The organism is Pseudomonas sp. EL_65y_Pfl2_R95, from assembly GCF_963971045.1.
Taxonomy (GTDB): Bacteria; Pseudomonadota; Gammaproteobacteria; order Pseudomonadales; family Pseudomonadaceae; genus Aquipseudomonas.
In genome coordinates this window covers 87,520-107,562 of the sequence record NZ_CAXAOV010000001.1, presented here as the reverse complement: position 1 = coordinate 107,562, position 20,043 = coordinate 87,520, and the positions used below count along the sequence as shown (strand labels likewise).

At 55.7% G+C, this 20,043-nt stretch carries 16 protein-coding genes; 12 read left to right on the top strand and 4 right to left on the bottom strand.

The window, feature by feature from the left end; translation table 11 throughout:
- The first annotated feature begins 18 nt into the window (after positions 1 to 18).
- The 5 genes from AACY09_RS00475 to AACY09_RS00455 all read left to right on the top strand — a co-directional run bounded on the left by AACY09_RS00475 (position 19) and on the right by AACY09_RS00455 (position 4,810).
- Positions 19 to 1,509 (top strand): DUF1254 domain-containing protein, encoded by a 1,491-nt coding sequence (locus AACY09_RS00475; protein ID WP_339485438.1) that lies wholly within the window; start codon positions 19 to 21, stop codon positions 1,507 to 1,509.
- Between the two features lie 303 nt (positions 1,510 to 1,812).
- Positions 1,813 to 2,706 carry a radical SAM protein gene (locus AACY09_RS00470; protein ID WP_339485436.1) on the top strand — a complete coding sequence of 298 codons (894 nt, stop codon included), beginning with the start codon at positions 1,813 to 1,815 and terminating at the stop codon, positions 2,704 to 2,706.
- Between the two features lie 118 nt (positions 2,707 to 2,824).
- Positions 2,825 to 3,589, top strand: coding sequence for a trans-aconitate 2-methyltransferase (gene tam / locus AACY09_RS00465; RefSeq protein WP_339485435.1), 765 nt, complete (start codon positions 2,825 to 2,827; stop codon positions 3,587 to 3,589).
- Between the two features lie 121 nt (positions 3,590 to 3,710).
- The gene (locus tag AACY09_RS00460; RefSeq protein WP_339485434.1) at positions 3,711 to 4,115 is read left to right on the top strand and encodes an antitoxin Xre-like helix-turn-helix domain-containing protein; all 405 of its coding nucleotides are present in this window, start codon (positions 3,711 to 3,713) and stop codon (positions 4,113 to 4,115) included.
- A complete protein-coding gene (locus AACY09_RS00455) occupies positions 4,115 to 4,810 on the top strand; it encodes an RES family NAD+ phosphorylase (protein ID WP_445323750.1) in 696 nt (231 codons plus the stop codon). The genes AACY09_RS00460 and AACY09_RS00455 overlap by 1 nt, the downstream gene beginning before the upstream one ends.
- A gap of 9 nt (positions 4,811 to 4,819) precedes the next feature.
- On the opposite strand, the gene AACY09_RS00450 is transcribed toward AACY09_RS00455, so the two are convergent.
- Entirely contained in the window at positions 4,820 to 6,076 is a 1,257-nt protein-coding gene (locus AACY09_RS00450) for a cation:proton antiporter (protein WP_339485432.1), read from the bottom strand.
- A gap of 355 nt (positions 6,077 to 6,431) precedes the next feature.
- Here AACY09_RS00450 and AACY09_RS00445 point away from each other — a divergent pair, with 355 nt between their 5' ends.
- The 7 genes from AACY09_RS00445 to nirD all read left to right on the top strand — a co-directional run bounded on the left by AACY09_RS00445 (position 6,432) and on the right by nirD (position 17,359).
- Entirely contained in the window at positions 6,432 to 9,263 is a 2,832-nt protein-coding gene (locus AACY09_RS00445) for a xanthine dehydrogenase family protein molybdopterin-binding subunit (RefSeq protein WP_339485431.1), read from the top strand.
- Complete coding sequence (locus tag AACY09_RS00440) at positions 9,256 to 9,795, top strand: (2Fe-2S)-binding protein (RefSeq protein WP_339485430.1); 540 nt, start codon at positions 9,256 to 9,258, stop codon at positions 9,793 to 9,795. Before AACY09_RS00445 ends, AACY09_RS00440 begins: the two co-directional genes overlap by 8 nt.
- 2 nt (positions 9,796 to 9,797) lie before the next feature.
- The gene (locus AACY09_RS00435; RefSeq protein WP_339485429.1) at positions 9,798 to 11,024 is read left to right on the top strand and encodes a c-type cytochrome; all 1,227 of its coding nucleotides are present in this window, start codon (positions 9,798 to 9,800) and stop codon (positions 11,022 to 11,024) included.
- A 468-nt stretch (positions 11,025 to 11,492) separates the two neighbouring features.
- Complete coding sequence (locus tag AACY09_RS00430; protein ID WP_339485428.1) at positions 11,493 to 12,305, top strand: formate/nitrite transporter family protein; 813 nt, start codon at positions 11,493 to 11,495, stop codon at positions 12,303 to 12,305.
- Between the two features lie 51 nt (positions 12,306 to 12,356).
- Entirely contained in the window at positions 12,357 to 14,084 is a 1,728-nt protein-coding gene (locus AACY09_RS00425) for a bifunctional protein-serine/threonine kinase/phosphatase (RefSeq protein ID WP_339485427.1), read from the top strand.
- A 342-nt stretch (positions 14,085 to 14,426) separates the two neighbouring features.
- Positions 14,427 to 16,988: a nitrite reductase large subunit NirB gene (nirB, locus tag AACY09_RS00420; RefSeq protein WP_339485426.1), complete on the top strand. Its 2,562-nt coding sequence runs from the start codon at positions 14,427 to 14,429 to the stop codon at positions 16,986 to 16,988.
- Complete coding sequence (nirD, locus tag AACY09_RS00415) at positions 16,988 to 17,359, top strand: nitrite reductase small subunit NirD (RefSeq protein WP_339485425.1); 372 nt, start codon at positions 16,988 to 16,990, stop codon at positions 17,357 to 17,359. Before nirB ends, nirD begins: the two co-directional genes overlap by 1 nt.
- A 47-nt stretch (positions 17,360 to 17,406) precedes the next feature.
- Here the strand turns inward: nirD and AACY09_RS00410 are convergent, their stop codons facing one another.
- The 3 genes from AACY09_RS00410 to AACY09_RS00400 form a co-directional block, all read right to left on the bottom strand.
- On the bottom strand, positions 17,407 to 17,988 hold the full coding sequence (locus AACY09_RS00410) for a HupE/UreJ family protein (protein WP_339485424.1): 582 nt from the start codon (positions 17,986 to 17,988) through the stop codon (positions 17,407 to 17,409).
- A 6-nt stretch (positions 17,989 to 17,994) separates the two neighbouring features.
- Positions 17,995 to 18,852 carry a DUF4198 domain-containing protein gene (locus AACY09_RS00405; RefSeq protein ID WP_339485423.1) on the bottom strand — a complete coding sequence of 286 codons (858 nt, stop codon included), beginning with the start codon at positions 18,850 to 18,852 and terminating at the stop codon, positions 17,995 to 17,997.
- Between the two features lie 78 nt (positions 18,853 to 18,930).
- The gene (locus AACY09_RS00400) at positions 18,931 to 19,989 is read right to left on the bottom strand and encodes a DUF4331 family protein (RefSeq protein WP_339485422.1); all 1,059 of its coding nucleotides are present in this window, start codon (positions 19,987 to 19,989) and stop codon (positions 18,931 to 18,933) included.
- Between the last annotated feature and the right edge of the window lie 54 nt (positions 19,990 to 20,043).

The window sequence follows — 20,043 nt, the reverse complement described above, 5'->3', positions numbered from 1 at the left end:
AGACATGGAGTAAGTGAGATGAAGCAATTTGCAGTGGCAACCTTAAGTGCGCTGACCCTAGCGGTGGCGTTCAGCGCCCAGGCTGACGGCGTACCCCTCGAGCAGGCCAAGCTTCACGGCGACGAGACGATTCAAACGCCGGTTGGCGATATTGAGCTGCAAGACAGCTACTTTAATGATGATGCATCCAAGCGTTTGTTCGATGAAATGGACTATCAGCGTGCCAGCCAAGCCTATATCTGGAGCACCCCGCTGGTTAGCATCACCGCCTGGCGCAACAATCAGGGCAAAGCCTACGGGGTTACCAAGGACACCGACTTTGTGGTGCTTGAGTCACTGAAAGAAAAGCGTGGCATCGTTACCGGCAACCTGACCACGCCTTATATTTTCAATTTCATTAGCCTTAAGGATGGCCCGATCGAGATCAAATACCCGGCGGGCAAAACTGCTGGCGGGGTGCTCGACTTCTGGCAACGCCCGATTTTTGACTTGGGTTTGACCGGGCCGGATAAGGGCCAGGGTGCCACTTATGTGCTCGTTGGACCGGGCCAAGACCCCGCCAAATTCAAGAAAGACGGCGTCAATGTCTATCAAAGTGAGACCAATAACGTTTTTATCGGCCTGCGAATTCTTGAGTCCGACCCCGGCTACTTCGACAAATTTGCCAAGCAATACCAGATGGGGCGTGTCGGCAAACCCTTGGCTGCGAGTCGCTTTATCAAGAGCAAAGATGTTGAATGGAGTGCCACTGCTCCCCGCGGTATCGAGTACTGGAAGCTGCTCTCCGATATCCTCAATGAGGAGCCTGTACGCCCGATCGACAAAGCCTGGACCGCCATGCTCGCACCGCTTGGCATAGAGAAAGGCAAGCCGTTTGAGCCTAATGAGCGCCAGAAAACAGCCTTGCTCAAAGGGGCGGCCATGGGCGAGCTGATGACCCGTAACCTGCAGGTTAATCCGCGTTACGTCGACGTCTACTGGCCGGGTACTTCCTGGTATAAGAGCTTTGATTTCCAGACCGAACAGGAAACCAAGGATCGTGCGCAGATTGATGAGCGTGCAACCTGGTTCTATGAAGCGGTATCCAGCACAAAAGGTATGCTGAATCCGCAGCCTGGTTCTGGGCAGGTCTACATGACCACCAAGCGCGACAGCGAAGGTCGACTGCTACGGGCTGACAAAAACTACAAGCTGCACGTGCCTAAAGATGTGCCGGTGGCGCAGTTCTGGGCGCTGACGCTGTACAGCGAGAATACTCGCCGGCCTTATGACAATGGCGGTACTGATATTCGCAGTGCCAACCTCGACAGCCACCTGAAGGACCTCAAGCAAAATGCCGATGGCAGCATTGATCTGTACATCGGGCCAAAAGCCCCAGCCGGCTTTGAAAAGAACCACATGAAGACTGTGGGTGACGACGGTTGGTTCGTTTACTTCCGCCTGTATGCGCCAACCCAGCCCTTCTTCGACAAGAGCTTCAAGCTGCCGGACTTCGAACGGTTGGACTGATGCCGTTTGTTTGAATGCACCACTGGTTATGGAGCGCTTGCGCTCCATAACTCATTTGAATCTTGGTTTGGCCGAACACCGATTTCTGTTGCCGTTGTACTGGCTTTTCCCTCCTGATTTCTTACGCCCGCAAATCGCTGGTTGTGATTGTTCGGCTGTGCGTTGCTGATCAAAAATTTGATGAGCTATTCGTGTGATTTTGGCCGGCAGCGAGTATCTTTGCAGTTATTATTCCCCGCCTGAATTGCTTCTTGACCGTTATTCAGTCGGATCGACTATCTGACTTGGTTTGAGTGATTTCCCATGGCTGCAACATTTCCCATTGACTATATCGAGCCGGTATTTCGCCCGCCGAGTGAGGCGCATTCGCTGATCTTGCCGGTTACCAACGGCTGCTCATGGAACAATTGCAGCTTCTGCGAAATGTACACCCAACCACAAAAGAAATTTCGCGCCCGTGATGAAGCGCTGGTGCTTGAGGAAATTCGCAAGACTGGCGAGCAGTTGATCGTGCAGCGCGTATTCCTAGCCGATGGCGATGCGCTGGTGCTGCCCACACGGCGCTTGCTGACTATCCTCAACGCGATCCGCGAACACATGCCTGATGTTAATCGGGTATCGAGTTACTGCCTGCCGCGTAACCTGCGTAAAAAATCGGTGGCTGAACTTAAAGAGCTGGCAGATGCTGGCTTGCGCATGGCTTATGTGGGGTGTGAGTCTGGCGACGATGAGGTGCTGGCACGCATCAACAAGGGCGAAACCTACGAGTCGAGTCTCAGTGCGCTGGAGAAACTGGGCGAGGCGGGGATCACGCGCTCAGTGATGATTCTCAATGGTCTGGGTGGCAGTGTGCTGAGCGAGCAGCATGCCGACAATTCGGCGCGCTTGATGAATGCTGCGCAGCCCGAGTTTCTGTCGACCCTTGTGGTGAGCTTTCCCCAAGGTGAGGCACGCTTGCGTCGCGGCTTTGCTGACTTTGAGCAACTGAGCCAAGCGCAGTTGTTTGTTGAAATTGAGCGATTACTCCAAGGCCTTGAGCTCAAGGACACCGTATTTCGCAGCGACCATGCCTCGAATTATCTGGTGCTCAAAGGTAACTTGGGTGCCGATAAGCGACGTTTGCTGGCGCAGGTTCGGGAAGCCATTGAGCGCCCGCAGCAGGCGCATTTACGCCAAGAGTGGCAGCGCGGGCTTTAGGAAACCTCTGAAAACTCCCATCGCTCGCCACCTTTTTCAGAGGATCCTTAGCGGCTACGCGAAGCTGGCTACATGGCGTACCCTGTATAGCCGGTCTCTGTAGAAGAAGGAAACCCGCATGAGTTGGTCTGCCCAGCAGTATTCGATGTTCGAGCAGCAACGCACTCGCCCGGTTCGTGACCTTGTCGCTGCAATCGCCACGGCGGAGGTGCGCACCGCCGTCGATCTGGGCTGTGGCCCCGGCAACTCAACTGAGGTGTTGGTCCAGCACTTTGCTGGCGCGGCCGTCAGCGGTCTCGACAGCTCCGAGGACATGCTGGTGAAAGCGCGTCAGCGTTTGCCTGGGATTAACTTTGAACTGGCCGATATCGCGCGTTGGCAGCCCGTGCAACGCTTTGATGTGATTCTGGCGAATGCTTCATTGCAGTGGTTGCCGGATCATGCCGTGCTCTATCCGCATCTGGTCGCGCAACTCAATCGCGGCGGCACCCTAGCGGTACAGACCCCAGACAACCTGAATGAACCCGCCCACCTTCTTGCCCGTGACGTTGCTGTGAACGGTCCCTGGGCTGAGAAGATTGGCGATGTGAAACACAATGAACGCCATACAGCGAGCTATTACTATGAGCTGCTCAGCCCACATTGCAGCACCGTGGATGTCTGGCGCACGACTTATCATCACCCGTTAGCCGATGGGCATGAGGCAGTTGTGGAGTGGTTCAAGGGCACCGCGTTGCGCCCGTTTTTGGCTCCGTTAACGGTCGATGAGCAGGCTAGCTTTATCGCCGATTATCGCCAACGAATCAGTCAGGCATATCCCGCACAGGCAGACGGCACTGTGTTGCTGCCATTTCCGCGGCTGTTTATTGTTGCTCAGCGTTAGCTGCGATCGATAGAACCTATGCCAGGCATCAGGCGAAACGGCGAGTGGCTCTGCTGTCGTTTAATCTGTAGACTAGATATTGTTAGTTCTAAGTCTGTAGATTGTTGGTGAGGTGGCAAAGATGAACGCAGTTATCCAGACTCAGGAGTTTTCCAAGAGCCAATGCGTGGCTGGCTTGCGCGCGGCATTGAATATTCTCGATAAGTGGCAGGCTACTGCCGAGCAAGCGTGTCGCGTGTTGCGCATTTCGCGCAGCACCTATACGCGCGCCAAACAACCTGATTCGGAGTGGGCCGTGGCTCTGGATTCTGATCAGATGCAACGTATCAGCTTGCTGCTCAATATCCATGGGGCGCTACGGCTGGTGTTCGACAATCCGGATAACGTCTATGGTTTTGTCGGGATGGAGAATCACAATGAGTTCTTCAATGGCCGCACTCCGCTTGAGATCATTGCTCAGGGCGACATGATTTCCCTGTATGAGACATTCCGGCGCATTGATGCGCTGCGTGGTGGGCTGTGGTAATGCTCAATAGCTTGGCCGTGTTGGATGGCGAGCGTTTGCAGGCATATCGGTTGGTGAATTCCAAGTTTCCGCCCATTGCCTTGTTCGATGATGTGGCTGATGCAGCGGATTTCGACACCCTATATTCACTACAGGCAATGACCAATCCCAGGTTGCTAAATGAGGTGGGTCGCCTTGAGCTAATTGCGCGCAGTGAAATTCCGTTCGGTATCACCGGCTGCTCATATGCAACGGCGCCATTTACCCATGTAAATCCACGTGGCTCGCGTTTTAGCAGGGGTGGGTTTGGTGTCTTGTATTTAGCGGACAAGATGGAGGTGGCCATTGCTGAAGTGCGTCATCATCAAGGGCAATACTGGTCGAAGGTGCAGGGGCTGAACTATGAGCGGTTTGTCTTTCGTGGGCTGACGTGCAAGTTCGCTGACACGCAGATGCGAGACCTTGGGACCGTGGCTTTGACCGACCCGGTTTATGACCCTGACGATTACACTCAGTCGCAACAATTAGGCGATCAAGCCAAACGCGACAAGTGTCCGGGGCTGCGGTACAACTCGGTGCGCTCGCCAGGCGGTGTGTGTTGGGCACTGCTGACGCCTCGACCGGTCACCTCGATTATCCAGGCTGCCCATTACGAGATGATCTGGAGCGGGCAAATCATTAGCGTCAATCGGCTCAGCAAACCCACTCCGCGCTAAGGGTTGCTACTAGTGCTTGGGCGAAACATTGTCGTTGCACGGAATCACCCGTCTGACCACTTTGCCGATGGTCATACCCTGCACCAGTATCGAAAACACCACCACCAGATAGGTCAGGGAAACCACCAGGTCGCGTGCTTCGCCCGCCGGCAGCGACAACGCCAGCGCTACGGATATTCCGCCGCGCAAGCCACCCCAGGTGACCACACTCCAAGAGCCTTTTGGTAGCCTGAAACGCTCGCCAAGCAGGGCAATCGGCAAGCCCACGGTTACCCAGCGGGCAACTAAGGTCAGCAGGATAATCAGTGCACCGGTGGCAAGCAGTGAGTTGGAAAACTGGATCAGCACCACTTCTAAGCCGATCAGCACAAATAGCACCGCATTGAGGATCTCATCGATGAGCTCCCAGAACATGTCGACGTTTTTCTCGGTCTGTTCAGACATCGCATAGGAGCGGCCTTGATTGCCGACGATCAGGCCCATTACCACCATCGCCAGCGGACCGGAAATGTGTAGGTGAGTGGCAACGGCATAGGCGCCAAGAACGGCCGCCAAGGTGATGAGTACCTCTTCTTGGTAGCTGTCGATGCTCTTGAGCATGCGGAAGGTGATGTAACCGACCACTGCGCCTAACAAGACCCCACCGCCGGTTTCCGTGAGCAATAGCTGCGAGGCCCCGGAGACAGACGGTGCTTCACCACTGGCGATCATTGCCACAATGAGTGAAAAGAGTACGACGCTGACGCCGTCGTTAAACAGTGATTCGCCGGAGATCACCAGCTCAACGCTCTTCGGCGCACCTGCTGACTTGAGGATGCCCATTACTGCGATGGGGTCGGTCGGGGAGATGAGCGCACCGAACACCAGGCAGTAGCCAAACGGCAATTGCAGATCAGTCAGGGATAACAGTTTCCAGAGCACAAAGCCGATAAACAGTGTTGACAGGGTTGTACCCACCACTGCCAATGATGCGACTTGCCAGCGATAGGCGCGCAGTTGCGACAAGTCAACATGCAGCGCACCGGCGAACAACAGCAACGACAAAATGCCCTGCATCAGCAGCTCGGAGAAATCGATCGATTCGACCAGCGACTGCTCCAGGGTGTGCAAGGTGTGAAAGCCCACTGCATCGAATGCCATGTTCAGCAACGACAGCACTAGCGCAATCCCCATTACACCGATGGCGGACGGCAAGCCGATATAACGGCGATTAAGGTAGGCGAGCGCTGCCGTGATGCAGAGAAATAGCGCAATTATGTCGAGCATTGGGCAGGGGATTCCTTATGTGCGAATCGTCATTCTCATCTCAGCAGGTGACCGCGCGTTACACGTCCGGGGACTCCAGCATACACCTTGACAGCCCGGCCAAGGCCTCAAAGACCAGATATTGACTAGACTTTTGGTACTAACCGTCGGTGTTGTGCGTGACGAAATCCGTTGTTTTTTTAAGTTTTTGTAACGGTTTATTTGCCGAAGGTGCTGAAACCCAATAACCTAACCGTTAAGTCAGGTTTTGATTTCCGCTCAATCGCTTGGTTTCGTCAGAAATAGCGTTTTTGAGCGACTAAGCTTGCAATACATAAGCAAAAGGGCAGGCCGATAACTGCCCAGAGGATGAGTTATGTCCAACCGTGATATTTCCCGACGTTCGTTTCTTCAGGGCGGGCTCGTAGCGGGCGTGAGCGTGACGCTTATGCCTCTGGGCAGCAAGGCCATGGCTGCCTTGATGGAAGACAGCGTAACCGTACCGTCCGAGCAGTGGCTCGGCAATAATGGCAAAGCGCGCGCACGCAACGATGCCTTGTCCAAAGTCTGTGGCAGCAAAGTCTTCGCCCGCGATATCCGCGCCAAAGACATGCCCGGTTGGCCTGAGCAGCAGGGGCACGCCATGCTGCTGAAGACCATTAAAGCCGACCATATTTATGCTGGCATGGATTTGACGTGGCTCGGCGCCGAGTTGCAACCCGACCGCATCGTCACCGCCGAAGATCTGGTGAACGATGGCATCGTGTTCCCTGAAGAACATGCCCCTGATCCGCTGTTGCCAGCCGGTAAAGTGCCGATGTTCATTGGTCATCCGGTGGCGATTCTGATCTGGAACGATTTCGAGCGTTTCCGTCAGGCCAAAGCCAAGCTCAAGTTCAATGACAAGGCCATTCGCTACGGCGCCAAGGCACCGCTGTACCAAACAGATCCCTATGGCAGCTTCCGCTATGTGCGAGTCGGCGGGGCGACCTCGGCGGATGAAGATGAGTTTGCCAGCCTCAAGGACTCGATCCTCTTTCCGATGCTGCGCAATCGGCGCCCAGTGTGGAATTCACAACCGGATCTGCACGGCAACCTGACCGAGCGCGGGCTGTTCTATGCCGAGCGCATGAAGCAGCAGGTCGAAAGCCCGCCTGACAACTGGTTGGTCTTCGATGAACGCTATAAAACGCCTTCAATCGAACCCGCTGCGATGGAGCCGGATAACGGCAACGGCTGGTATGACCCGGCGACCCAAACCTTGCATTTTGTGGTGGCTACCCAGTGTCCGCATGAGGCCGCAACAGAAACCGCGAAGATGATCGCGCCGTCGCGTTTTGGCTTGGCCAAGCTGAATATGCACCCCGGTTATACCGTGGGTTACGGCTCCAAGGACCACAATATTTTTGTGTACTACGCAGCCCTTGCGGCCTTGTACGGCGCCGGTGTGCCAGTGCGTCTGGCCAATGATCGCTACGAGCAGTTCCAGAGCGGAATCAAGCGTCACCCGTTCGATATTCGTTACCAGTTGGCGGTGGACAAAACCGATCATAGCTTCAAGATTTTCCGCGCTGAAATGACCGTTGATGGCGGCGGTCGGGCTAATTACAGCCCTTCGGTGGCGGCGGTTGGTGCTACCGCAGCGCAGTCGATTTACTACATGCCGCAGAACGACTTGCAGGTTACGGCCTATCATTCGCGCGGTGTCGAAGCCGGATCGATGCGCGGCTACGGCACGCTGCAAAGCATGGCCTCGACCGAAATGATGGTCGATGAGATTGCCGGTCGCCTGGGTATTGATGCCATCGATTTGCGCAAGAAAAACGCCATGGTCTCGGGCATGAAGAACACCCAGGGCGCAGTGCCAGCAGGTGCGTTACGTCTGCACGAAATTCTCGACAAGGCTGCAGCTCACCCGATGTGGAAAAATCGCGATGCCTTCAAGCAGCAACGCGAAGCTGCAGATGCGGATCACTGGTATGGCGTTGGGTTTGCCATCTGCCAGAAAGACTTCGGCACCGGCTCCGAAGCGCCGATGGCCAGCGTCGAATTTACTGCCGATGGTCACATCAGCCTACGCCACATCGGTATTGAAATTGGCACCGGTATGTCGACGTCCCAGGCCTTGGTGGTGGCCGATTTTATCGGCTTGCCGGCCAGTGAGGTGAAGACGGGCGAAACCGAATGGCAAGAGTTGCAGCTCACCTCGGGCGGCAACCCATACACCATGAGTCAGGCTGAGCAAGACGGTTTTTTGCGCAACCCGCGTTGGGTTGGCAAGTTGGCCTCGGCTTCATCAGCGACCAACTCCGCCTACTACTTCAGCCATGCTACCCGTGAAGCCGCACGCGTGCTGTTCAACCATGGTTTATGGCCTGCGGCGCTGCAGATATGGCGTCAAGGTCCTTACGGCGGTCAAGCCAACCCCTACGTGGTTCGTCGTGAAGACGCCCATTGGGTTGACGGCAAACTTACCGCCAATGGCATGCAGCCGCTGAGCTTTGCCGAACTGGCCAAGCACGCCCATGAGCAAGGTCTGGTCACTGGCGCGACCGTGCATGGTTTTAACCGTTGGAGCTGGGCAGAGGCTGAGTTCAGCATTGACGGTGTACGTGAACGTCTGCCGCTCGACGGCCTGGCCGTGAAATACGGCGATGGCGCTGCGGATGTCAAAAAAGCGCAGATGAGCAGCGCTGGCTTCCATCTGCTCGACCGCCAGAACGTGCATTACCCGGACACGCAGTTGAACAACGCAGCGGTGACTTACTACAGTCCGGTGGCGACCTTGGTCGAGCTAAAGGTCAATAAGGGCACCTATGACGTCCAGGTACTCAACCATCATTCATGGGTCGAGTGTGGTCGGGTGCTGGTTGAGGAACTGGTCAGAGGGCAGTTGGAAGGCGGGATAGCCATGGGCATTGGTCACGCGCTTATGGAGGAAATGCCGTTGTATGAGGGCGGGCCGGGCGAGGGGGACTGGAACTTCAACCGATACCGTCTGCCGATGGCGCGGCATGTTGCGGTCTGGAAACAGACTGCGGACATACTGCCGCCGTTGTCACCGAGTGACCCGTCCAAAGGCATCGCCGAGGTGGTGATGATCCCGGTCGTGGGCGCTATCGGCAATGCCGTGACCCACGCCATCGGTAAGCGCATTCGCGACTTGCCTATCACTTCTGCGCGCATCAAGGAGGCCCTCAATGGCTAATCGTCCGCTGCAACTGACCCTCAACGGTAAAACCGTCGACTCCGCGGACATCCCTGATGACCTGCCGATGATCGACTACCTACACGAATATAAAAATCTCACCGGCTCGCGCTTGGGTTGTGGTCAGGGCATCTGCCATGCCTGCGTGGTGATCGTCGATAATCCCGACGGCACCAGTGAGGAAGTGCGCACCTGTATCACTGGGGCCCATTATTTCGCCGGCAAAAAAGTGCGGACCATTGAAGGTCATGCCAGTCGTGATGAGCAAGGGAAGGTGACCGAGCTCAACCCGATCCAGCAGCGCTTTGTCGATGAATTTGCGTTTCAGTGCAGCTACTGCGCGCCGGGTTTCGTCAATGCGGCCACCCTGTTGGTGGAAAAGCTGCAACGCAAGCCGGTCCTCACCAGTCAGTTGGAGCAGGTTATTGAAGGCAGTCTCGGCCATCACATCTGCCGTTGCACTGGCTATGTGCGTTACTACAGCGCTACACGCAATGTGCTGACCGATCTTGGTCTGGTCAAGGAGGGTTGAGCATGAAGTACCTACTTTCTTGCATGACCCTGGCGCTGGGCATGGCTGCACCGGTGCTCCAGGCCCATGCCGAAGATCAAGCGCAGCGCGGTGCCTATCTGGCTCGTGCGGCCGATTGCATGGCGTGCCATACCCAGCCGGGTGGTGCGCCTTACGCCGGTGGTTTGCCGATCGTTTCACCGTTCGGCACCATCTATGGCACCAATATCACCCCGAGCAAAGAGCACGGCATTGGTCTGTACAGCGATGAGGAGTTCTTTGCTGCGCTTACCGAAGGTAAGCGTCGTGACGGTGCCAATCTGTATCCAGCAATGCCGTACACCTCGTATCACCTGATGCCCCGTGAAGACTCAGACGCAATACACGCCTATCTGAAAACCATCGAGCCGATTGAGCGTGCTGCGCCAGAAACCAGCCTGAGCTTTCCGTTCAATGTGCGCTTGGGCTTACTCGCCTGGAACATGGTCTATGCCGACGATTTGCAACTGCAACCCGCAGAAGGCAAAAGCGCTGCCTGGAAGCGTGGTCAGTATATGGTCGAAGTACTGGGACATTGCGGCGAATGTCACACGCCTCGCAGCCAGACCGGTGCGATGGAGCTGGACAAGCGCCTGACCGGGGGCGTGCTCAATGGCTACTTAGCGCCGAGCTTGCTGACCAATGATTTGGCCGCCCGTGGCTGGAATCATCAGGACCTGAGTTCTTTTCTCAAGCATGGCATGAGCGCTCAGGGCACCATGTTTAACGAGATGTATCCGGTGTTTCACAACAGCACTCAGCACCTGAGTGACGCCGATCTTGCGGCGATGGCGACATTTCTCCTCAGTGATAAACCACCAGAGGCGAAAGCGCTGACTGAGGTGCCATTGGATAAGCTCAGCGCCAGTGCCCAAAGCGGTCGCCAGCAGTACCTCAATGTTTGCGCCGGTTGTCACGCCGCCGGCGGTGAGGGCAAGCCGCATATTGCCGTGGCCATGCGCGGGAACACAACCTTGCGCCTGGATGATCCGCGTAACCTGTTGCGGGTGATTGAGGATGGCATCGGTGAGCAGCAATTCACCGGCTTTGAGCGGATGCAACCCATGCCGGGGTTCGCCGACAAGCTGAGCCAGCAACAACTGACTGACCTGCTCAATTACCTGCGCCAAAGTTGGGGAGGTAACGCCGGGGATATGGCGCTGAGTGATGTGCAAAAATTGCAGGAAGAGGCGCCGCAGACCGAGCATTAATCAAGTGCTTTAACCTGTAAGCCCGCTGTCATCCAGCCAGATGCCAGCGGGCTTTTTTGTTGAAGGTGTGTAGGGTGGATGACGCTGTTTTCATCCACCATTTTCGTCTTGCCATTAAAGCTGAGGATCAAGATGGGGCAGTAAGCGTGTGGCGTGCGCTGTTTTGGTTCCCCTGGCTCGGTGTTTTCCACTCACGCGCATTTCAAGCGTCCACGAGAGGGCTCTGCGGCGCAGGTCGGGCTAGTTTGGCGCGCAATTTGCTCTGTTACTGGTGAGTTAATTGATACAAGCGCTACAAATCAGCTGGAGCCCCATGATCAACGGCGATCAGAAGGCATAACCCTTCACTGACAGTTGCGCAAACAGGGCGATAGAGCCCCTAGAATAAACAGGCAAAGGCGCCTGGAGCTGAAAGGCTTCAGGCGTCTTTTTTTTTTGCGTTTAAATACCCCCACTCAGAGAATAAATATGTCCTATTTAGCGCCCGCTGAGTTTGTCAGCAAAATGGTGGATGCCGGCGAATCAAAGGTGTTCATGTCTACCCGCGACACCCTTATTCGGGCCTTTATGGCCGGTGCAATTCTGGCGTTGGCGGCTGTTTTTGCGATCACCATCACCGTGCAAACAGGGATGCCATTGGTTGGCGCCATGCTGTTTCCGGTTGGTTTTGTGATGCTCTATCTGATGGGTTTTGATCTGCTCACCGGGGTTTTCGTGCTTGTTCCCCTGGCCTTGCTCGACCGCCGCCCGGGTGTGACAGTCAAGGGTGTGCTGCGTAATTGGGGCCTGGTGTTTCTGGGCAACTTCGCAGGAGCTCTGGCCGTGGCTTTTATGATGGCATTTGTTTTCACCTACGGCTTCTCTACCAGCCCAGGTGTTATCGGCGAAAAGATCTCGCACATTGGTGAGGCCCGGACGCTGGGCTATGCCGAATATGGGCTTGCCGGTTGGTTGACCATTTTCCTGCGCGGCATGCTGTGCAACTGGATGGTATCGATGGGTGTTGTGGGTGCGATGATCTCGACCACAGTAAGTGGCAAAACCATCGCCATGTGGATGCCGATCATGTTGTTCTTCTACATGGGTTTCGAACACTCAGTTGTGAACATGTTCTTGTTTCCTTCAGCCATGATTATGGGTGGAAACTTTTCGGTGATGGATTACATGCTGTGGAACGAAATTCCTACCGCACTGGGAAATCTGGTTGGCGGCATGGCATTTACTGGACTGACGCTGTACACCACTCACGTGAAGACTGCTCCCAAGCGCACCTTCAGCTAATAGTGCTAGAGCGGCTTGCCTGCAGCATTGGCAGGCCGTAGTGGGAGCCGCATGGCAAATCAGCTCAGTGTCTCAGTGGGGCAATATTCTGATAAGGGGCGCAAAGCTGCCAATCAGGACTTTCACGGCATCTGCATTCCTCAGGAACCGCAATTATCGGCCAAAGGCATTGCTATCGCGCTGGCAGATGGCATCAGCAGTAGTGCTGTCAGTCATATCGCCAGCGAGTCTGCGGTTGCCAGCTTTCTCGGTGATTATTTCTGCACCTCCGATGCATGGTCGGTAAAGAAATCTGCACAGCGGGTGCTGATGGCGACCAACTCCTGGCTATACGCGCAAACACGGCAAAGCCAATACCGTTATGACCTCGACCGTGGTTATGTGTGCACCCTGAGCGCCATGGTGATCAAATCCACCACCGCACATATCTTTCATGCCGGCGACACGCGTATTTACCGCCTGCGCAATTCCAGCCTGGAGCAGTTGACCGAGGATCACCGGCTCTGGGTTTCTCAGGACAAGAGCTATTTGAGCCGGGCGCTGGGCATTGGTACTCACCTTGAGCTTGATTACCGCCGTTTTACCGTGGAGCAGGGTGACCGCTTTGTATTTGCCACTGACGGTGTTTATGAATTTGCCAGTGCTACACGTATGGTCGAGCTGATTGACGCTCAGGATCACGATTTGGATGAGGCCGCACGTGCAATTGTCGAGCATGCTTTTGAGCAGGGCAGCAATGACAACTTAACCGTGCAGATTGTGCGGATCGACAGTGTGCCGCAGCAAGGTGCAAGTGAACTGCAGCAGCAATTGACTGAGCTGCCGTTTACGCCGGTACTTGATGCCCGAGCAGAGTTCGATGGCTATCGGATCATTCGTGAGTTGTACGCCAGTAGTCGTAGCCACATTTATTTGGCTGAAGATCTGAGCAGTCATGCCCAAGTGGTGATCAAAGCGCCATCGGTGGATTTGCACAGTGACCAGGCACATTTAGAACGTCTGCTCAGCGAGGAGTGGGTGGCGCGGCGGATCGACAGCCCCCATGTACTTAAAGCGCCCACGCAGACACGCAAGCGTAACTACCTGTATAGCGTCAGTGAATTTGTCGAAGGGCAAACGCTGCGCCAATGGCTGCTTGATCACCCCCAATCTGAACTGGAGAAGGTCCGAGATATAGCTGAGCAAATTGGCAAAGGCCTGCAGGCATTTCATCGTATGGAAATGCTTCATCAGGATTTACGCCCCGATAACATCATGATCGATGCCTGTGGCAGCTTGAAGCTGATCGACTTTGGATCGGTGCAAGTTGCAGGTCTGATGGATACGGCTTCGCCGATTGAGCGCAATCAACTGCTGGGCACTGCGCAATACACCGCACCGGAGTACTTTTTGGGCGAGAGTGGTTCACCGCGCTCTGACCAATTCTCACTGGCGGTTATCGTTTATCAAATGCTCAGTGGGCGGCTGCCTTATGGTGCCGAAGTGGCCAAGTGCAAAAGCCGCGCAGCGCAGAATCGTCTGGTTTACCAGCCGTTACGCAATAATGAACGAGAGTTGCCTGCATGGCTGGACGATGTTCTGCGCAAAGCGCTGCAGCCTGATCCACTCAGGCGCTACAGCGCGCTTTCGGAGTTCATTTTTGAATTGCGCCAACCGAGCAAGGAGATCCTTAGCAAGCACCGCGCACCCTTGTTGGAGCGAAACCCCTTGCTGTTCTGGAAGAGTTTGTCGGCGCTGCTTCTGGTGCTGGTCGTCTGGTTGCTCAGCCGCGGCTATTGAGTTATCCGGCATCAGACTGGTGCACAGCACCTGCAACTGCACCAATGGCGTTCTAAAGCAGCGCCTAATTAATCCTTTTGTTTTGGTAGTGAAGCCTCTGGTACGGCGCTTCTGGGTAAATGGCATAGCCTTTGCTAATACTGGGTAGTGCTCTCACACGTTGAGAGCGGCCCAATCGATCAATGGCGATCGAAACATCTGCAATGCAGTTGGGCATCAAAGGCTAAACGAGGCATTGCGGCCGGTTGTTTAGCGGCAATGAACAGGCAAAGGCGCCTGAGACCGAAAGGTTTCAGGCGTTTTTTTTGCTTTGAAAATGTGCATGGCTTGGATGGGTGAACTATGAACTCCACTGACGCAACCTTGAATCATCTGCAAACCCTGATTGTTATCGGCAACGGTATGGTCGGTCATCATTGCGTCGAGCAATTGATTGAGCGCGGTGCGTTAGCCCAATACAGCATTCACGTATTCAGCGAAGAGCCGCTGCGCGCCTATGACCGCGTGCACCTGTCCGAGTACTTTACTGGCCGTGATGCCGAGTCATTGGCCCTGAGCAGCGTTGAACTGTATCAGCAGCCTGGCGTGACCCTGCATTTGGGCGTACCCGTGCTGGAGATCGACCGTGAGCGCCGCGAAGTAATCACCGCAGACGGCTGTTTCTCCTTCGATAAGTTGGTGCTTGCGACGGGCTCTTATCCATTTGTACCGCCAATTGAAGGCGCTGAAGGCAATTCGCGCCTGGTTTATCGCACCCTGGCCGATCTCGACACCATTCAGGCTGCTGCAAAGGGTGCCCGGCGCGGTGTCGTCGTCGGTGGCGGCCTGCTGGGCCTGGAGGCCGCCAATGCACTTAAATCCTTGGGGTTGGAAGCCCATGTGGTGGAGTTCGCCCCACGGTTGATGCCGGTACAATTGGATGATCACGGCGGTTTGGCGCTCAAGGCCCAGATCGAAGCACTGGGCGTCAGCGTGCATTTGTCCCGCGCGACTCAATCGATCAGCGCTGGCACCGAATACCGCTACCGCATGAATTTTGCGGGCGATGAGTTTCTTGAAACCGATCTGATCGTGTTTTCTGCCGGTATTCGCCCACAGGATGTATTGGCCAAACAGTGCGAATTGACGCTGGGCCCGCGCGGTGGGATTGCAATCGATAGCCAATGCCGAACCAATGATCCGGATATCTTTGCGATCGGTGAGTGCGCGGCATGGAACGGGGGCGTCTATGGTTTGGTTGCTCCGGGTTATCAAATGGCCCGCGCGGTTGCCACGCAATTATGTGGCGAAGACAGTGAGCCATTTATGGGCGCCGATATGTCGACCAAGCTGAAGTTGCTCGGCGTCGATGTTGGCTCTATTGGTGATGCCCATGGCGCCACACCCGGTTCACGCAGTTACCGTTTTATCGATGAGGCCACCGCCAGCTATCGCCGTTTAGTCGTCTCGCCAGACGGCAAACATGCCATTGGCGCGGTACTTGTGGGTGACAACAGCTACTACGACAGCCTGCTGCAGTACGTGCAAAACGGTATAAAGCTGCCAATAGACCCATCCTGCTTGATCCTGCCGCAAGGCGAGGGCGCACCGGCCTTGGGTGCGGATGCATTGCCGGACACGGCAACCATTTGCTCCTGCCATAACGTCAGCAAAGGTGCGATTTGCACTGCCATTGACGGCGGTTGTGGTGACCTTGCTGGGCTCAAGGCCTGCACCAAAGCAGCAACAGGCTGCGGGGGCTGTGCGGCCCTGCTCAAACAGGTATTCGAGCACGAGTTAACAGCCCGCGGTGTGGTGGTTGATAAGAGCTTGTGTGAGCACTTCGCTTATACCCGCCAAGAGTTGTACGCGATTGTGCGTGTCGAGGGCATCGAGACGTTCGATGAGCTATTGAGCACGCATGGCAAGGGTCATCTGGGTTGCGATATCTGCAAACCCGCAGTGGGCTCGGTGCTGGCGTCCTGCTGGAACCGTTCAATTACGGATCCGCTGCTGGTGCCGCTGCAAGACACCAACGACACTTTTATGGCCAATATGCAAAAGAACGGCACCTACTCGGTGGTGCCGCGTATTCCGGGTGGTGAGATCACCCCGGATGGCTTGATCGCGATTGGCGCGGTAGCAAAAAAATACGACCTCTACACCAAAATTACAGGTGGTCAGCGCATCGATTTGTTCGGTGCGCAACTTCATGAGCTGCCTGATATCTGGGGCGAATTGATTGCAGCGGGCTTTGAAACTGGCCACGCTTATGGCAAATCACTGCGCACGGTGAAGTCCTGTGTGGGCAGCAACTGGTGCCGTTACGGGGTGCAAGATAGCGTTGGCATGGCGTTGATTCTTGAGGACCGCTACAAAGGGCTGCGCTCGCCCCACAAAATCAAGTTCGCCGTCTCTGGCTGCACCCGCGAATGTGCTGAGGCGCAGAGCAAGGATGTCGGTGTTATCGCTACTGAGAACGGCTGGAATCTCTACGTTAGTGGCAACGGTGGTATGCGCCCACGCCATGCCGAGTTGTTTGCGACTGATTTGGATGACGCCACGCTGATCCGCTATATCGACCGCTTTCTGATGTTTTATGTGCGCACTGCCGACCGTTTGCAGCGCACCTCGGTGTGGCGTGAATCATTGGAAGGCGGTTTGGATTACCTCAAGGCCGTGATCATTGATGACAGCCTTGGTCTCGGCGCGGAATTGGAGTCGCAGATGCAACTGGTAGTTGATCGCTACGAATGCGAATGGGCCAATGCGCTGAAGGACCCAGAGAAACTCAAGCGCTTCCGCACCTTCGTGAATGACAAACGCAGTGATCCTGACATTCGCCTAGTGACCGAGCGCGAGCAACGGCGCCCAGTACGCGCGACCGAACTGTCACTTATTCCGCTCTATGAAGAGGTGGTCTGATGAGCCTTCCAAAAGCCGTTAAGCAACAGCAAGCCCTGAATTGGCAATTGCTGTGCAACCGCCAAGATTTAGTCGCTAATTCCGGGGTTGTTGCCTGGGTCGATGGCGCGCAGGTGGCACTGTTCTATGTGCCGACCGATACGAACGGTCAGCAACTGTACGCCGTTGATAATCGTGATCCTAAGTCCGGTGCCAATGTGATTGGTCGTGGCATTATCGGCAGCTTAGCGGGTGATCTGGTGATTGCCGCGCCGCTGTATAAGCAGCACTTTCGTTTAAGCGATGGCACATGTCTGGAGTATCCCGAGCAACGCCTGCGGACCTGGCCAGTGCGCTTTGATGGCGAAGCGGTCGAGATTGCAGTGCGCTGAATAGCTCCCCGAGGCAGGGCTAGTCTGGCGTTGCCTCGGGGGGCGGTTTAGATCTGCGTGAACAGGTAGCCACCGCACACAGCGCAGATCCAACCCAGAACCTGCAATATGGCTCGGCCCTTGGTCAGCTTGAATAGAAGCGTCGCGCCCACGGCACCCACTACATGAAGAAATGCGGTGGTGCTGAGAAAGCCGGCCGAGTAGGCCAGTTTGTTATCCATCACCGGCATTTCGTAGCCGTGGGCGTAACCGTGAAATACCCCGAATATGCCCACTCCGAGCGCTGCGATTGCGACAGGAAAGGTTTTCTCCAAGGCAATCGCAAGGCCTAGCAACACCACCGACAGGCAAATGCCGATCTCTGCACCGGGCAACTCCACTTGCTCAAAGCCGACAAGGCCGCCGAGCATCATGCAGCCGACAAAAGCGCTGGGCACAATCCAGATGGCGCGGCGTCCCATTTGGCAACTCCAGGCCCCAATCGCAATCATTGCCAGCAGGTGATCGAGGCCGGATAACGGATGGAGCCAGCCAGCCTGGACACCGGCGTGCGCCTCGGCGCCGGTACTGGCGAACATGATAAGCAGCCAGATCACCAGTTGCTGAAGCTGTTTCGGGCGATAGGTCATGGGGTTTTACTCGCTGGATTTGTTGGTCAGCTGGACGGTCAGGGATGCCCACAGGCTTTCCCAGTCACTCCCGTCTTCGATGCTGGGCTCCATGTGTACGGCGTTGAACAGCCATAGTCCGTCTTTGGGAAGCTTGAAGCTAACGCGACCTTGGGCATCGGAGGTGGCGCTTAACTCAATAACCGGATCAGCTTTGAGTTGTGCCTTGATCAAGGTATTCGGCAATGGGTCACCGAGGTACATCAGTTGCAAGTTGAACGGCTGCTCAGGGCTCAGTGCCAGTGGGTCTGACAACGGCGTAAGCTCCATGGGCAGTCCGATCTGCCGGTCAAACCCCTGGCTTTGCCCGTCAACCAGAACGATGCTTTTGGCGCAGCGGGAGAAGTTTTCCCGGCTTGGCGCATCACTCATGCCGAAACGCTCGCGGGTCTTCAGTACCTCGGTAAGACCTTCGTCCTTGAGGTACTGATTGAACTCCGAAGCCGGTAACTCAAGATGAGCGCTGTTGGTGCGCATGCCAACCACGGTCGCGCCTGGCGAGCGGGTGGTGAAGTTGCCGACTGCAAGGGTGCCATCGCGACCGGCGACCGGCCATTCGCCTTGGGCATCCTTGGCTTTGAACCAATTAACCAGGTTGTCGATGCGAGGTGTCTGTACCCCAGGCCACGTCGGCCCGACGCGCAATTCAAAGACCACTTTTTGCTTGAGGCCAGTCTGTGCATCGTGGGGCACCAGCCAGAACTCATGAGCCATGGCCAGCGGAGTGAACATCAACATTGCCAGCAAACCGATGCACAGGCGTAGACGCCGGGTCAGAGGCGCAGGCAAAGCACCGCCTGCTAAAAAATGCGTTAGCGAAAACACGGTTTCATCCTTGCTTATGAGGGAGGCTACCCGCCACGCAGCCATTTGGTGCATGGCGGGTAGTGGGCCTGAGGCCGATCAGTTAGCTGTCGTTGGGATCAGGAAAGGGAAAGCTGTAGTATGCAGTTTCGGATTGCTGATTTTCTGATCCGTCGGCGTGCCCAGCAGCAGGGTCAATACGGTGCTCATTGCATCGTCGTCCAGCGAACGGCCATTGCGCTCGCTCACGGCATACTTGGCCGGTGTGCCAACCTTGTAAGTGAGCACATCCGGCACCAGCAAATCGGCTGTTTTGTCAGCGTATTTGATTGGGTCTTGCTGTGATTTTGCCAGCAACACGGCCCGGGTGATGCGCGCTGAGACTATAGACTTGGTTGCCTTTTGCGTGTCCGGACGGCTGCCGTCATGCGCGGCCTTGAGAGCGGCATTCTCGAACAACATGGAGTGCGAGAGCAGCGGGTTAGCCGAGTATTGGACCTGCTGCCATGCACCGTTTTTCTCAACATCGGTGGTCATAAATACGCGGATGTCAGCGCCCAGCATTTTGTTCGGCACATCCAAGACGATGGCCGCGGCTTTACGGCCGATAAAGATGCTTTTGCCTTCAGCCTGTGCCCAGATGGCCGGGTTGTAAGGGCTGCCATTGTGCAACTGGGCGCGCAGCAGGCCCAAGCTGGTGGAGTTGCCATAGAACGGATCTTTAACCACGCCGGTCCAGGCTTTGATGCCGTCAGCCAGTTCGATGACCTTGCCAACACTACCTGATCCAAGCTTGTTGCCCATGCTGCCGGGGGCCGCGTTGGGAGCGTCGGTGCCATAAGCGCTGAACTTGTCTGCACCTTGGAAACTGAAGCTAAAGGTGTGCCCGGTTTTATAGGCTTTGTCGTTGGCTACGTGGATGTTGTACAGGCCATGAGTTGAGAACGTGCCATCAACCCCGGCTTTCGGCACTGCGCTTACCGTCATCACAAATACGGTGTGGTCGGGGCGGTCCGAGGGGAAAACGTAGTTATCTAACTGATTAAGCGTGGGGGTTTGCTGAACGATGGTGGATTCGAAGTGATGGCTGGCCAGTGCTTGGCCGCTGCAAACGATAGCTGTTGTAAAGGCGATTGCCGTGCCGATGCGCTTGAACATGTGTATCTCCCTATTGAGTGTGTTGAGCGCGGTCACGCCTGTCCATCGCGAAAC